General features: G+C 68.1%; 12 protein-coding genes. 3 read left to right on the forward strand and 9 right to left on the reverse strand.

The genetic code is table 11. The annotated features are described in order from the left end of the window. Nucleotides 1–6: 6 nt before the first annotated feature. The 4 genes from RS84_RS07545 to RS84_RS07560 form a co-directional block, all read right to left on the reverse strand. Nucleotides 7–2,979, reverse strand: coding sequence for an alpha-mannosidase (locus RS84_RS07545; protein ID WP_045257176.1), 2,973 nt, complete (start codon nt 2,977–2,979; stop codon nt 7–9). A gap of 128 nt (nt 2,980–3,107) precedes the next feature. Next, the gene (locus tag RS84_RS07550; protein ID WP_045257482.1) at nt 3,108–4,463 is read right to left on the reverse strand and encodes an ABC transporter substrate-binding protein; all 1,356 of its coding nucleotides are present in this window, start codon (nt 4,461–4,463) and stop codon (nt 3,108–3,110) included. A gap of 17 nt (nt 4,464–4,480) precedes the next feature. After that, nucleotides 4,481–5,461 carry a carbohydrate ABC transporter permease gene (locus RS84_RS07555; RefSeq protein WP_045257177.1) on the reverse strand — a complete coding sequence of 327 codons (981 nt, stop codon included), beginning with the start codon at nt 5,459–5,461 and terminating at the stop codon, nt 4,481–4,483. Continuing rightward, nucleotides 5,458–6,423 (reverse strand): carbohydrate ABC transporter permease, encoded by a 966-nt coding sequence (locus tag RS84_RS07560; RefSeq protein WP_045257178.1) that lies wholly within the window; start codon nt 6,421–6,423, stop codon nt 5,458–5,460. The genes RS84_RS07555 and RS84_RS07560 overlap by 4 nt, the downstream gene beginning before the upstream one ends. A 155-nt stretch (nt 6,424–6,578) precedes the next feature. Here RS84_RS07560 and RS84_RS07565 point away from each other — a divergent pair, with 155 nt between their 5' ends. Then, the gene (locus tag RS84_RS07565; protein WP_200891994.1) at nt 6,579–7,220 is read left to right on the forward strand and encodes a Pr6Pr family membrane protein; all 642 of its coding nucleotides are present in this window, start codon (nt 6,579–6,581) and stop codon (nt 7,218–7,220) included. On the opposite strand, the gene RS84_RS07570 is transcribed toward RS84_RS07565, so the two are convergent. Genes RS84_RS07570 through dnaK form a run of 5 tightly spaced genes read right to left on the reverse strand, consistent with a single transcriptional unit; the run spans nt 7,198 to nt 12,531 of the window. After that, nucleotides 7,198–8,562, reverse strand: coding sequence for an FAD-dependent oxidoreductase (locus RS84_RS07570; protein ID WP_235281420.1), 1,365 nt, complete (start codon nt 8,560–8,562; stop codon nt 7,198–7,200). The two genes, RS84_RS07565 and RS84_RS07570, sit on opposite strands and share 23 nt — an antisense overlap. A 39-nt stretch (nt 8,563–8,601) precedes the next feature. Further along, nucleotides 8,602–9,033 carry a heat shock protein transcriptional repressor HspR gene (locus tag RS84_RS07575; protein ID WP_045257180.1) on the reverse strand — a complete coding sequence of 144 codons (432 nt, stop codon included), beginning with the start codon at nt 9,031–9,033 and terminating at the stop codon, nt 8,602–8,604. 18 nt (nt 9,034–9,051) lie between these two features. Further along, nucleotides 9,052–10,032 carry a DnaJ C-terminal domain-containing protein gene (locus tag RS84_RS07580; protein ID WP_045257181.1) on the reverse strand — a complete coding sequence of 327 codons (981 nt, stop codon included), beginning with the start codon at nt 10,030–10,032 and terminating at the stop codon, nt 9,052–9,054. A 7-nt stretch (nt 10,033–10,039) separates the two neighbouring features. Beyond that, nucleotides 10,040–10,672 carry a nucleotide exchange factor GrpE gene (locus tag RS84_RS07585; RefSeq protein ID WP_045257182.1) on the reverse strand — a complete coding sequence of 211 codons (633 nt, stop codon included), beginning with the start codon at nt 10,670–10,672 and terminating at the stop codon, nt 10,040–10,042. 2 nt (nt 10,673–10,674) lie between these two features. Then, nucleotides 10,675–12,531 (reverse strand): molecular chaperone DnaK, encoded by a 1,857-nt coding sequence (gene dnaK, locus RS84_RS07590; protein ID WP_045257183.1) that lies wholly within the window; start codon nt 12,529–12,531, stop codon nt 10,675–10,677. Nucleotides 12,532–12,751: 220 nt separating this feature from the next. Here dnaK and RS84_RS07595 point away from each other — a divergent pair, with 220 nt between their 5' ends. Both RS84_RS07595 and RS84_RS07600 read left to right on the forward strand, forming a co-directional pair. After that, entirely contained in the window at nt 12,752–13,465 is a 714-nt protein-coding gene (locus tag RS84_RS07595; protein ID WP_045257184.1) for a DUF1684 domain-containing protein, read from the forward strand. A 40-nt stretch (nt 13,466–13,505) separates the two neighbouring features. Next, nucleotides 13,506–14,996, forward strand: a complete 1,491-nt coding sequence (locus tag RS84_RS07600; protein ID WP_200891995.1) for an ABC transporter substrate-binding protein — start codon at nt 13,506–13,508, stop codon at nt 14,994–14,996. Nucleotides 14,997–15,022: the final 26 nt, after the last annotated feature.

The raw sequence follows: 15,022 nt of genomic DNA on the forward strand, positions 1-15,022 counted from the left end.
CAACGCTCAGCGCACGATGCGGACGGTTCGCACCTCGAAGGGGCGCAGCGACAGGGCCGTTCCCCGCCGCGGAGCCTCCAGCTCGTCCTCGATCAGCGAGACCTCGCGCACCTCTCGATACTCGAATCCGACCGAGAGCTCGCCCGAGACCCGACGGCCGAGCGACTCGTAGACCCGCACGATCACATCCCCCGATCCGTCGGCCGCGAGTTTCACACCCGAGACCACGATGCCGGATCCGGCGACCGTCACGAGCGGCGCGACCTCGCGCTCGCCCCGCACGACCGTGGGCGGGGCGTTGAGAGCGATGCCCTCGGCCGTCGCGGTCGCGGCATCCGCTCCGATCACGAAGCCGAGCCTGATCTCGTGACGACCGTGGTCGGTGTCGGGATCGGGAAAGCGCGGTGCGCGCAGCATCGACAACCGCACGGTCGTCGTGACGCCCTCGTCGGCGACCTCACGCGAGGTGTCGTAGCCGTAGATCGAGTCGTTCACGAGGGCGACGCCGAAGTCCTGCTCGCGCACCAGCACGAAGCGGTGCATGGACGTCTCGAACTTCGCCGCCTCCCAGCTGGTGTTCGTGTGCGTCACGCGCGCCTGGTATCCGAACTGGGTCTCCGCCTCGGTGTGCGTCGCCTGCACGTCGAGCGGGAACGCGAGCTTGAGCAGCTTCTCGGTCTCGTGCCAGTCGATGTCGTTGTGCAGAGCGACCGTCCGAGAACCGGGGCTCAGCGAGATGGTCTGCACGATGGTCGACTCGGAGAATCGCCGGGTCGCCGTGATGACGGCGACACCCTCGACGACGGATGCCGAGACCGACGCCGCCTCGATCAGATCAGTCACGCTGCCCAGGTAATAGCGGTCGATGTCCCACGCGTCCCACTTGTTCGGGAAATCCTGGTGCAGCTGGAACAGGTTCGCTGCTCGCCCCGGAGCCACCGCTTCGCGGCCCGTGGTCCTGTCGACGGCGGAGACGATCAGGCCGTCAGGGGAGACGAGCACCGAGACGAGGTCGTTCTCGAGACGGTACCCCCCGGCCTCCTCGGTGAGGGTGACGGATCCTTCGACGAGCGCAGGGGCGCAGGACCCACCCGTCGTCGGATCGAAGATCAGCTCGCGCTCACCCCCACCCGCGAGAGAGCGGCGTGCAGCATCCGACAGCGACCGCGCCTCGTCGAGCACGCCGCGGAGAACCTCGACCGCTTCGCGGTGCACCCAGGCGATCGAGGTGCCGGGAAGGATGTCGTGGAACTCGTGCAGCAGCACCGTCTGCCAGAGGCGGTCGAGCTGCGCCTGCGGATACTCCGTGCCCGTGCGCACCGCATCCGTCGCCGCCCACACCTCCGCCTCGACCAGGGCGTGCTCGGCTCGGCGGTGCAGCGCCTTCGTGGCGTGCTGGCTGGTGAGCGTTCCCCGGTGCAGCTCGAGGTAGAGCTCGCCGACCCACACCGCCGGGCTCGGCAGCTCGGCGCGTGCGGCGTCGAAGAAGACGTCGGGATGCTCCCACACCACCCTCGCGCTGCCCTCGAGGTCCGCGAGCCTGGCCGCCTTGCCCGTCATCTCGCGGGTGGTGCCGCCGCCTCCGTCGCCCCAGCCCACCGGTGCGATCGAACGGGACGAGAACCGGTTCTCCTTGAACTGCCGCGACGCCTTCGCGAGCTCGGCCCCGGAGAGCCGCGAGTTGTAGGTGTCCATCGAGGGGAAGTGCGTGAACACCCGCGACCCGTCGATACCCTCCCACAGGAACGTGTGGTGCGGAAAGACGTTCTGCTGGTTCCAGGAGATCTTCTGGGTGAAGAACCACTCGAAGCCGGCGCGTCTCATCAGCTGCGGCAGCGCCGGCGAGTAGCCGAAGCTGTCGGGCAGCCAGACGCCCTTCGAGCGGATGCCGAACTCGCTCTCGAAGAACCGCTGCCCGTACTGGAACTGGCGCACGAGCGACTCGCCGGACGGCATCACGGTGTCGGACTCGACCCACATGCCGCCGAGCGGCAGGAATCGTCCCTCGGCGACCGCCGCCTTGACACGCGCGTAGACCTCGGGGCGATGCTCCTTGAGCCAGGCGTACTGCTGCGCACTGGACATGCCGTACTGGAATTCGGGCTGCTCGTCGAGCAGAGCGGTCATCGACGACGTCGTACGGGCGACCTTGCGGATCGTCTCGCGCACGGGCCACAGCCAGGCGGAGTCGATGTGAGCGTGACCGATGGCCGAGATGCGATGCGCGCTGGTCTCGGCGGGCGCGGCCAGGACATCGGCCAGTTGCGCCCGGGCATCGGATGCCGTCTCGGCGATGCCGTGCAGATCGAGCACGTCGAGGGCATCGTCCATCGCCTGCAGAATGCGCATGCGCCGAGGCGAGGTGGCAGGAAGCTGTGCCTGCAGCTCGAACAGCACCTCGAGATCGAGGGAGAGCTCGAAGATCTCGGGCTCGAACACCGCGAGGTCGATGCGCCGGATGCGGTACAGCGGCTCGGGAGACGAGGTGCGGATGTCGCCCTGCCGCGTCGGCAGGAAGGGGTGGTGATCGAGCAGCACCGGGTTGGCTGCGGCCTCGAGGTAGAGCTCGACCGGCTCGTCGCCCTTCGCCGCCGCGGCGATCGGCAGCCACTGGTTGCGGGGGTTGATGCTCTTCACGGGCGTTCCGTCGGCGCGATAGGCGAGCGCCTCGCACTGGAACCCCGTCATGCTCGTGTCGAAGCCGAGGTCGATCACGGCCTCGACCCGCCGCCCCGCCCACTCCTGCGGTACGCGGCCGGTGACCCTGAACCACGTCGTGGACCAGGCAGGTCCCCACATCCTCGGCACGGATGCCGGCGAGTACTCGAGCGCCAGCGCCTCGACGGGCGGAATGGGCTCGCCCGGCAGCTCGTGGAGTTCCACGGCGAGCGGCGCGGACGCCGAGTGGATCGCAGGGCGGATGCGCTCGTCGAGCACCCTCTTGACGCGTCCGACGGTGAGCGAGGTGTCGTCATGCATTGAAGGCGATGTCTCCTGTGACGGGGTTTATTCAGGTCAATTTACTAAACCGCATCGTCCCCACGAACGCCATCACATCATGACACGCAACCCCCGGGGGCGGATGCCGCGGCACCCGCCCTGCATCCTCACCCCGCCGTCGCCTTCTCGTAAGCGCGCATCGCCGCCTGCTGCGCATCTGCCAGCGCATCCTCCGGGGATTTGTCGCCGAGCAGGGCGGCGGTGACGGCGTTGTTCAACTCGTTCTGGATCTCCTGACCGGCCGGCGAGGATCCGAACGACTGGCCGTAGTCGACCACGTCGTAGTAGGTGGAGATGACCTGGTCGAAGCCGGGGTTGCCGCTGTCGACGACCCACTTGTCCCTGATCGCCTTGTCCGCGTCCGGCGACCCGGTGAACAGCCCCGTGTTGATCCCGCCTTCGTCGGCCCGGGTCTTCGCCCGCGCCTCTCCTGCGGCCATCCATGCGTCGTCCGAGGTGAGACCGATCATCCACGCGCACGCCGCGGCCGGGTTCTTCGCGCCCACGGGCACGACGAACGCGGTGCCCGAGGCGACCGAGAACGGCTCTCCGTCGGCGTTGCGGAACGGCACCGCCTCGAGGTCGAGCTGATCGACGTAGGGCGAGAGCACGTTCGGATACCACTGGGCGTTCACCTGCGCTCCGACCTGCCCGGCGACGAACTGGTTCTTGTCGCCGAAGGTGTCGAACGAGTCGGTGAAGCTCTTCACGGCCGCGAAACCTCCCTGCGCATCCGTGATCTTCTTGAGCATCTCCATCCCCGCGGTGTTGGCCGGATCGTCGAGGGTCGGGGCGCCCTTGTCGTCGGTGAGGCGTCCGCCCATGCCGAGCACCCACAATCCGCTCTGCCCCGTCGCGACAGGGTCGAAGCCCAGGCGCGTCGGCACCCCGCCGGACTCCTGATACATGCGGGCTATCGCCGCGAGCAGGACGTCGGGCTTCGACGTGTCGATCTGGTCGGCGGTGACGCCTGCCTCGTCGAGCACCTTCTTGTTGAGCAGGATCGCGGGCGGCTGGTAGAACTGCGGCACCGCCCACACCGCGTCGTCGTAGGTCACGTCGTCTACGACGGCCGGGTACCAGTGGTCGCGCGGCGAGACGTCATGCGCCGCGAAGCACTCGTCGAGCGGCATGATGAGCCCCTGCGCCGCGTAGGTCGTGACGTACTGCCGGTCCATCTGCACGACGTCGGGCACGTCGCCGCTCGCGATGCGCGTGGTGAACTTCTGCGCGTCGAAGGCTGTCGCGTCGAGGTCGACCTTCACGTCGCCGAGCTCCTCCTCCACGAAGTCGAGGCGCGACTGGCCGACGTCGTCGGCGTTCTCGAAGCCCCAGGCGCGGAGTTCTCCCGACGGCTTCGCGGTGAAGTCCGCCGAGGACGACGCGGCATCACCAGAGCCCGCACACCCCGAGACCATCAGGACGGATGCCGCGACCAACCCGGCGGCGACCTTCTTTCGCATCTTCTTCTCCTTGTCTGTCATCCCTTGCGCCCCTGCGTCGCGACGCCTTCGATGAAGTACCTCTGCCCGAAGGCGAAGAGGATCAGCATGGGCAGCGTGACGAGCAGGGACGCGACCATCACGTACTGGTAGTCGCCGTGTCCGCCGGCGGTGGGGCTGTACTTCGTCATCGCGTACGCGATTCCGAGAGGGGCCGTGAAGTCTTCGGGCGAACCCGCGTTGAGGTAGATCAGCGCGGCCTGCAGGTTGTTCCAGCTGGCCTGGAACTCGAACAGGAACACGATCACGAACGACGGCACCGAGAGCGGCATCGCGATGCGCCAGAACAGCCCCCAGTAGCTCGCACCGTCCAGACGCGCCGCCTCGAACAGCTCGCGCGGCAGGCCCAGGAAGAACTGCCGCTGCAGGAAGATGTAGAACGCCGAGCCGAACAGGTTCATGCCCCACAGCGGCACCCACGTGCCCAGCATCCCGGACTGCTTCCAGATGAGGTAGATCGGGATCATCGTGACCGCGCCCGGCAGCATCATGGTCGCCAGCACGAGTCCGAACAGCAGACCGCGCCCCGGGAAACGGAAGTACGCGAAGCCGAAGGCGACGATCGAGCTCGACACCGCCACGGCGCCGGCGGCGAGGAGCGCGATGGCGACGCTGTTCCACAGCCAGCTCAGCAGCGGCAGCTGCTCCCACACCTCGGCGTAGTTCTGCGGGGTGAAGGTCTTCGGGATCAGCGCGTTGTCGAAGACCTCCCCACGAGGCTTGAGGCTCGCCGCGAGAAGCCAGGCGAACGGATACAGGAAGAGCACCGAGAACGCGAGCAGCGCGCCGGCGCGGATCACGCGACCGGCGAACCCGCCGGTGCGCGCGCCGCGTGCGCGACGAAGTCGCACCACCCGGCGCGGCCGACGATGCGGCTCGCGCGGAACCGTGACCAGGACGGTGTCGAGTTCCGGATCCGGCCCCGCGGAGGGCGGAAGCGGACGATAGGTCGTGCTCATCGCTGCTCTCCCTCGTAGTACACGAAGCGGTTGCCGAACTTCACCTGGACCATGGTGATGACGAGGATGATCACGAACAGCAGCCAGGCCATCGCGGCTGCGAACCCGAAGTCGAACTGCCGGAACGCCTGCTGGAAGAGGTAGATCGCGTAGAACAGCGAGGCCTCGGGCGAGGAGTTGCTCTGGTCCCGCCAGAACAGGACGTATGCCTGGTCGAACACCTGGAACGCCGCGATCGACAGGACGATGACGTTGAAGAACATCGCCCCGGAGATCATGGGGAGCGTGATGGCGAAGAACCTGCGCACCGCCCCTGCCCCGTCGAGGGAGGCGACTTCGTAGAGCTCGACCGGAACGTTCTTGAGTGCGGCCAGGAAGATCACCATCGTCCCGGCGACCGTCCACAGGGTCATCAGCACGATGCTCGGCTTGATCCACGCCGGATCGACGAGCCACTGCGGGCCGTTGATGCCGAACAGCCGCAGGAACTGGTTCACCGCACCCGTGTTCCCGTTGAGCAGGAGGAAGAACATCGAGGCCGTGGCGACGGCCGGTGTCATCTTCGGCAGGTAGTAGAGGGTGCGGAAGACACCCGCCCCTCGGCGCACTCCGGCGAGCAGCAGGGCCAGGCCGAGCGCCACGGCGATCTCCAGGGGCACCGCCATCACGGCGTAGAAGAGGGTGTTCGCCAGCGACGTCGCGACCCGGGGGTCGTCGAACAGATTGGCGTAGTTCGCGAAGCCGATCGGGCGGGCGGCGCCGGTGGCGAGGTTGTAGCTCGAGAAGGAGATGACGAGGCTGTAGATCATCGCTCCGGCGGTGAACACGAGGAAGCCTATGATCCAGGGCGAGATGAAGAGATAGCCGGCCAGCGCCTCTCTGCGGTCGTAGCCCGTCTTGCCCCGTCGGGCGCGCTCGAGACTCTTCTCGGGGTCGCGGGCACGCAGAGCACGGAGTGACATGTCGGGACTCTAGAAGCGCTTCTCGGTTCTCGCTCGGGGCTTGAAACCTGTCGAGAACTGTGCTTCTGCGAGGGCGGTCGCGCGGCCCCGCTCAGGGCGAGTCCGTAGACTCGCCGGGTGGCGCGGCATCCGCGCGGAAAGGGAACGGCGAGACAGTGCGGGCACGAGCGGTCTTCGGCGCCTTGCGCGTCACCGCGGCGATCGTGTGCACGATCGCGCTCGTGCATCGGCTGTTCTGGGGGCTGAGCTCGCGGACCATCGCGGGCGAGAACTTCTTCGCCTATCTGACGGTCGAGTCGAACTGCGCGCTGGTGGCCGTGCTGCTGATCGGCACCGCCCTCGCGTTCACGAGATCAGCGGACCCTCGCTGGTTCACCGTCGCACTGGCCCTCGTCCTCACGTGGACCATCACCGCCGGACTCGCGTTCGCATTGATCGTGTGGCAGGCCGGCATCCGCGGCATCCGCGTCGACGTGCCCTGGTCCGATCAGGTGCTGCACTTCTGGCTGCCCGCGTGCACCGCGATCGCATGGGTGCTCACCCCTGGCCACCGTCGCGTGACGTGGTGGATCGTGCCGTCGTCGCTCGCCTTCCCGCTCCTGTGGGGCGGTGTGACGATGTGGCGAGGACCCCTCGTCGGCTGGTACCCGTACTACTTCCTCGACCCTCGGCAGGTGTCGGGCATTCCAGAGTTCCTCATCACGAGCGCCGTGGCGCTGGCGATCTTCGCCCTCGTGGCCTGCGTCCTCGTGCTGATCAGCCGGATGCCGCAGGTCACGCTGCGGCGGGCTGCATGAACGTCGCGAGCGCCGCCATCGCCGCCGCCCGAGCGGCGGCGTCGTCGAGCGCCGCGAACTCCGCGGCATCCGCTCCCCCGACGATGCCGACCATGATCGCGTCTCCCGTGACCGGCGCGAGGTTGAACCACGTGCGGATCTTCTGGTCTCCGCCGACCGCATGCCAGATCGTCGCCTCGGTGTCGATGAGCGGCTCGTCGAAACGCAGCCACACGGTCTCGATGAACCCCATGCCCAGCTCGGCGATCGCACCACGCTGAGCGAACGGCAGCTTGGGGGCGAACTCGATGCCATCGCTCTGCAGCACCCCGAGCGGAACCGTGATGATGACGCGGTCGAACGACAGCGACTCGCCGGTCGCTATGCCCAGGCTCACGCCCGCGTCGTCGTAGGCGACGCGTGAGACGGCCGATGACAGGCTCACCTTGACGCCGTCGACGAGCTGGGCGAGCACGGCTCCGAGGTCGCCCAGGACGGCGGTGCGGGCATCGGGCGGCAGCATCGGCGGGAACCAAGAGGACGCCTGATCGGCGTCGGGGCCGGCGGATGCCGCGACGTAGGCCAGCAGCGCGGCGAGGCCCGGCTCTGCGGGATCGGCGCCGGCATCCGCAAGGGCCTGAGCGAGGGAGATGTCGGCGGGCAGCGCCTGAGCCGCGGTGATCGCGTCGGCGATGGGCTGAGTCGATGGGGCGGCGACCTCGCCCTCGGCCGAAATCCACATCGGGGTCTCGAGCACACCTGTGCGGATGTCGAGCGCGTTCAGCTGCTCACTGAGGTCGGTATCGTCGGCGCCGATCAGCCAACCGCCGAGCTGGGCGGGCACGGGCCAGAGCTCGTCGTCGACGATGCTCTGCACGCGGCCGCCGATCCGGTCCCGTGATTCGAACACCGTGAGCACCAGGCCTGTCGAGGCGAGACGGGACGCGGCTGCGGCCCCTGCGAGCCCGGCGCCGACGATTGCGACGCGCTCGCCCGCCCCGGCCGCAGCCAGCAGCTCCTCGGCCGCACGGGTGCCGGAGCGGAGGGCGCCCGCCATCGTGCCAGGAGCATCCGCGTCGGTCGCCTCGCCGGCGAAGAACAGCCGGTCGCGGATCGACGTGGCGAGGGCATCGCGCGATGCGCTCTGCACCCCGACCGGGGTGAAGCTCGCCGCGCCCAGCGCCGAGGGATCGGTCGACCAGGCGCTCCGCGCGAAGGCGACGGGTGCGGGGCCGCCCCCGGTCGGGGTCGGCGAGGGCGAGCGATCGGGCGTGGGAGTGGGCGCCGGCTCTGGTGTGCAGGAGGCGAGAAGCACCCCGATCACGCCGGCTCCGGCGCCGACCAGCAGAGTGCGACGCGTCATCTTCATCGTGACGCAACGATACCGCGCCCGCCGGAGGGATCAGTCGCGCGAGCGCGGATTCCAGAGGACGATCTCGGTGGAGCGGCGGATGCGGCGCCCCGTCGGCACCGGGACGACCCCTGCAGAACCGGCCGCGAAGACGCGGACGCCCGGGCGGTTCTCGCGCTCGGCGCGCAGCGCGGCCTCGAGGCTCGAGACCTGCCGGCGCAGCATCCGGTTCTCGTCTTCCAGATCGAGCAGCCGCGCGATCGCCGGCAGGCTCATCCCCTCGGAGGAGAGCTGGGCGACCTCGCGGAGCTGCTCGATGTTGCGGGTCGAATAGCGCCGCGAGCCGCCGGTCGTACGACCGGGGACCACGAGGCCGATCCGGTCGTACTGACGCAGCGTCTGCGGGTGCATGCCGGCGAGCTCGGCGGCCACGGCGATCGCGAAGACCGGGGTGTCGGCATCCATTCCGCGCTGCTCAGCCATGGCGTTCACCCGCACGCATCATCGCCGGGCCTTCGACATGAGGTCGGCTCGCGGGTTCTCGTCGGGCTCCAGTTCGTGGAACCTCTCGAGAGCCTCGCGCGCCGCCTCGTCGAGGTGCGACGGCACCGCGACCTGGAGCTCGGCGAGGAGGTCGCCGGTGCCCTTGGTCGTGGTGATGCCGCGTCCCTTGACGCGCAGCACGCGACCCGAGGGCGTGCCGGGGGCGACCCGGAGCTTGACCGTGTCGCCGCCCAGCGTGGGCACCTCGATCGTGGCGCCGAGCGCAGCCTCGGTGAACGTCACCGGGACCACGACGCGGAGGTTCAGGCCTTCGCGGGTGAAGACCGGGTGCGGGCGCACCGTGATCTGCACCACGATGTCGCCGTTCTCCCCGCCGTCCGGCGAGGGGCGCCCGCGTCCGCGCAGCTTGATCTTCTGCCCGTCGGCGACGCCCGCCGGGATCTTCACCTTGAACGGACGCCCGTCCTCCCCCTGCAGAGAGATGGTCTCTCCCTGCGCGGCGGTGGCGAAGTCGATCGTCGTGCGTGCGGTGACGTCGGCGCCGCGCTGCGGACCGCCGTAACCGCGGAATCCGCCCGATGTGCGCCCGAAGCCGCCGGTGCCGAAGCCTCCGGAGCCCTGGTTGAACATCGAGAAGATGTCCTCGAAGTCGGCGGTCTGCCCGCGGCCCTGCTGGCCGAACCGGCTGAAGACGTCTTCGAAGCCGCCCGCGCCCTGGCCACCCGCGGTGAAGCGGGCGCCCGAGCCCATCGCGCGGATCTCGTCGTACTCCTTGCGCTGTTCAGCATCCGACAGCACCGAGTAGGCCTCGCTGATCTCCTTGAACTTCGCCTCGGCGGTGGCGTCACCCTGATTGGAATCGGGGTGATACTTGCGCGCGAGCTTGCGATAGGTCTTCTTGAGATCGGCGTCGCTGACGTCCTTCGTGACCCCGAGGGACTTGTAGAAGTCCTTGTCGAACCAGTCCTGGCTAGCCATCGGTCCCCTACTCAGCAGGTACTGCGACGACGACCTTCGCGGGACGCAGCTCGACGTCGCCGAGCCGGTAGCCGACCTCGACGACCTCGAGGATCGTCGTCTTCTCGGCGCCAGGGGTGGGCTGCTGGAAGATCGCCTCGTGCTGCTGCGGGTCGAACTCGTCGCCCGCCTCGCCGTACGAGACGACGCCGAGGCGCTCGACCACTGCCCGCACCTTCTCGGCGATCACGGCGAAGGGCGTGCCCTCGACCAGATCGCCGTGCTGGGCGGCGCGGGCCAGATCGTCGAGCACCGGGATGAGGCCCTTGGCGGCCTCTCCCTTCGCGCGCTCGATGTCGGTCTGGCGCTGCTCCTCGGTGCGGCGGCGGTAGTTCGCGTACTCGGCCTGAAGGCGCTTGAGGTCGTTCAGCAGGGTCGCCTCGGCGTCGGCGATCGCGGCATCCTCTGCGGCGGCCTCGTCGGTCTGCTCGGCGTTCAGGATGTCGTCGACCGTGAGTGCTTCGACGGGCTCAGCAGCCCAGTCGTCGGCGCCTTCGGCGGCCCTGGCCTCATCGGAATCCGGGTTCTGCGGCGCGGGGCCGGATGCCTGAGCATCCGACCCCTCCGGAACCTCGTTCTCTTCGAAGTTCTTGTCCGTCATGATTACTTCTTCTCGTCCTCGTCGTCGACGACCTCTGCGTCGATGACGTCCTCGTCGGAGGAGGAGTCATCGGCAGGGGCGCCCTCGGATGCGCCGGCCGCGGCATCAGCCTGCGACTGCGCGTAGATGGCCTCGCCGAGCTTGGTCTGCGACTGGTTGAGCTTCTCGAAGGCCGTCTTCACTGCCTCGTCGTCGTCGCCGGCCAGCGCCGTCTTGAGCGCGTCGACGTCGGCCTTGACCTCGGTCTTCACGTCTTCGGGCAGCTTGTCGTCGTTCTCGGAGATGAGCTTGTCGATCGAGTACGCGAGCGTCTCGGCCTGGTTGCGGACCTCGGCGGCCTCGCGGCGCGCCTTGTCCTCGGCCGCGTGCTCCTCGGCCTCGCGGACCATGCGGTCGATGTCGTCCTTCGAGAGGGACGAGCCGCCCGTGATGGTCATCGACTGCTCCTTGCCCGTGCCCTTGTCCTTGGCGGACACGTGCACGATGCCGTTCGCGTCGATGTCGAAGGTGACCTCGATCTGGGGGATGCCGCGGGGAGCCGGGGCGATGCCGGTCAGCTCGAACGTGCCGAGCGGCTTGTTGTCACGCGTGAAGTCGCGCTCGCCCTGGAAGACCTGGATCGCGACGGACGGCTGGTTGTCGTCTGCCGTGGTGAAGGTCTCGCTGCGCTTGGTCGGGATGGCCGTGTTGCGCTCGATGAGCTTGGTCATCATGCCGCCCTTGGTCTCGATGCCGAGGCTCAGCGGGGTGACGTCGATCAGCAGCACGTCCTTGCGCTCGCCCTTGAGGACGCCGGCCTGCAGGGCGGCGCCGACGGCGACGACCTCATCCGGGTTGACGCCCTTGTTGGCCTCCTTGCCGGCCTCGCGCTTGACGAGCTCGGCGACGGCGGGCATACGGGTCGAGCCGCCGACCAGGACGACGTGCGCGATGTCGGACACCTTGATGCCGGCCTCGCGGATGACGTCTTCGAAGGGCTTCTTGGTGCGGTCGAGGAGGTCCTTCGTGAGGTCCTCGAACTTCGCGCGGGTGATGGTCTCGGAGAGGGACACCGGGCCCGACTCCGTGAGCGAGAGGTACGGCAGGTTGATGCTCGTCGAAGTCGAGGAGGAGAGCTCCTTCTTGGCCTGCTCCGCGGCCTCCTTGAGGCGCTGCAGAGCGATCTTGTCGCCCGAGACGTCGACGCCGCTGGTCTCCTTGAACTGCTTGATCAGGAAGTCGACGAGGCGCTGGTCCCAGTCGTCGCCGCCGAGGCGGTTGTCACCGGCGGTCGCGCGCACCTGGATCGTGGAGAAGTCGTCATCCTTGCCCACCTCGAGCAGGGAGACGTCGAAGGTTCCGCCGCCGAGGTCGAAGACGAGGATGAGCTCGTCTTCCTTGCCCTTGTCGAGACCGTAGGCGAGAGCCGCAGCGGTGGGCTCGTTGATGATGCGCAGGACGTTGAGGCCCGAGATCTCGCCGGCCTCCTTGGTGGCCTGGCGCTCGGCGTCGTTGAAGTACGCGGGAACGGTGATGACGGCATCCGTCACCGTGTCGCCGAGGTACGACTCGGCGTCGCGCTTGAGCTTCATGAGGATGCGCGCGGAGATCTCCTGCGGCGTCCACTTCTTGCCGTCGACGTCGAAGGTCCAGTCGGTGCCCATGTGGCGCTTGACGGACGAGATGGTGCGGTCGACGTTCGTGACGGCCTGGCGCTTCGCGGTCTCGCCGACGAGCACCTCGCCGTCCTTCGTGAAGGCGACGACCGACGGGGTCGTGCGAAAGCCCTCGGCGTTGGCGATGACCTTCGGCTCGCCACCCTCGAGGACGCTGACGACGGAGTTCGTGGTTCCGAGGTCGATTCCAACAGCACGTGCCATGTGTTCTCTCCTTGTATCTGTGGATCGGGAAGTCTGGGGCGATCAGGGAAACCTGAGTCGCGATGACTCAACTGTACTCCGGGGCGGGGATGCTGTCAAGAAAAGTTGATATGGGACGGCTCAACTTTTGGCGCGGGAATGACCCACACGCCGGAGGTGTTTCGCCCAGTGACGCTCGGCCTCCGAGCACCTCCCCTCCTCCTCATACGATGGGTCAGCCATGCCTGCACTCGAAGATCACGCCGCCTGGCGCGCCCAGCGCCGCGCCGCCGTCACCGCCCCCACCGGAAATCTCGCGCTCGTCGAGACGCGCTGGACAGGGGCTGAGCGCCCCGACATCGCCGCAGAGCAGGCAGGCGCTGCGGCATCCGTCACCGTCACGCCCCTCGAGCGCACCGACATCTCCACCGGTGCGGCGGAGTACGGTCTGCGGGTCTGGGATGCGGACTCCCCCGCGATCCGCGCGTTCGACCGCATCGACACCTACGACTACGACCCGGACTGGGTGATCGACGCGCAGTTCATCCCGGTCGACGCCTCGCGCACCGTGCCTTTCGAGCACATCCGCGACAACGGCGGCTCACGCGAGCTGGTCGTCCCCGGAGACATCGTCTTCACCCTGAACGGGGTCGAGCACCGTCTGGCCGCCTTCGACGACGGGGGCGTGCTGCTGCTCGTGTTCGGCGACGCCACCAACGGCTCAGAGACCTACGGATCCGGTCGCTTCCTCTTCGTCCGCCGCGACGACGACAGCGGCTTCGGCGATCCCGGGGCCGTCGTGCTCGACTTCAACCGCGCCTTCGTTCCGCCGTGCGGCTTCTCCGCGCAGTACAACTGCCCTCTCCCGCCCGCGCAGAACCGCTTCGCCGAGGCCATCCGCGCCGGCGAGAAGAACGTCGTCTTCACCGGCGGCTTCGACATCTACTCCGCCTGACCCGCAGCATCCTCACCCGAACACACATCAGGAGATCCCTGTGAAGAAGCCCTTCGCGCTCGGCGCGACCATCCTCGTCGCGGCGCTCGCCCTCGCCGGCTGCTCCTCGTCGAGCGGCACGCCCACCGACAGCGCCGACGCCACGATCCGCATCGGCTCGCTCTACGAGCCCGTGAACCTGTCGAACGTCGCGGGTGGCGGCCAGGGCGTCACCGAGGCGCTGACCGGCAACGTGTACGAGGGCCTGTACAAGCTCACCGACGACGGCGAGGTCGAGCCGCTGCTCGCCGAGAGCGCGGAGGTCAGCGACGACGGCCTGACCTACACGATCACCCTGAAGGACGGCGTCTCGTTCCACTCCGGCAAGGCCCTCACCTCCGCCGACGTCAAGGCGAGCATCGAGGCCGTCACCGCGGAGGACTCGCAGTCGGCCCGCAAATCGGCATTCGAGGTGATCTCGAGCATCGAGACCCCCGACGAGGCGACCGTCGTGTTCACCCTGTCTCAGCGCTCGATCTCGTTCCTGTACAACCTCAGCTACGTGTGGATCGTGAACGCCGACGCCACCGACCTCGAGACCACGGAGGACGGCACCGGGCCCTACACACTCGACGAGTGGAAGAAGGGCAGCACGCTGACCCTCGACCGCTGGGACGACTACTGGGGCGACGCGGCGAAGAACGCCGAGGTCGTCTACACGTACTTCACCGATGCGACGGCCGAGAACAACGCCCTGCTCACGGGCGAGATCGACCTCATCACGAGCGTGCAGAGCCCCGACGCGCTCGATCAGTTCACGGGCGACGACTACGTGATCGCCGAGGGCACCTCCACCACCAAGGAGCTGCTCGCGTTCAACGATCGTGTGGCGCCTTTCGACAACGCGCTGGTGCGCAAGGCCATCTACTCGGCCGTCGACACGAAGAAGCTCCTGAACTCCATCTGGGGCGACTACGGCACGCTGATCGGCTCGATGGTGCCGCCGACCGACCCCTGGTACGAAGACCTCACCGCCGTGAACCCGTACGACGTCGACCTCGCGAAGAAGGAGCTGGCCGAGGCGGGGTACCCCGACGGCTTCGAGTTCACGCTCGACACGCCCAGCTACGACCCGCACCCCGCCGTCGCGGAGTTCCTGCAGTCGCAGCTCGCCGAGGTGGGCATCACGGTGAAGATCAACACGATCAGCGCCGACGAGTGGTACACCAAGGTGTTCAAGGAGCAGGACTTCCAGGCGACCCTGCAGGAGCACGTCAACGACCGCGACGTGGTCTGGTACGGCAACCCCGACTTCTACTGGGGCTACGACAACGCCGACGTGCAGCAGTGGGTGGCTGAGGCCGAGCAGGCTCCGACGACCGACGAGCAGACCGCGCTGCTGAAGAAGGTCAACGAGCAGATCGCCGCGGATGCCGCGAGCGTCTGGCTGTACCTCTACCCGCAGATCGTCATCGCCTCGAGCGACCTCAGCGGATACCCTGTCAACGGCCTGAACTCGCAGTTCTTCGCCTACGACATCGTCAAGTCCTGATCCTCCTCGACGCCTCGTGGATGTCG

Source organism: Microbacterium hydrocarbonoxydans, assembly GCF_000956475.1.
Taxonomy (GTDB): domain Bacteria; phylum Actinomycetota; class Actinomycetes; order Actinomycetales; family Microbacteriaceae; genus Microbacterium; species Microbacterium hydrocarbonoxydans_A.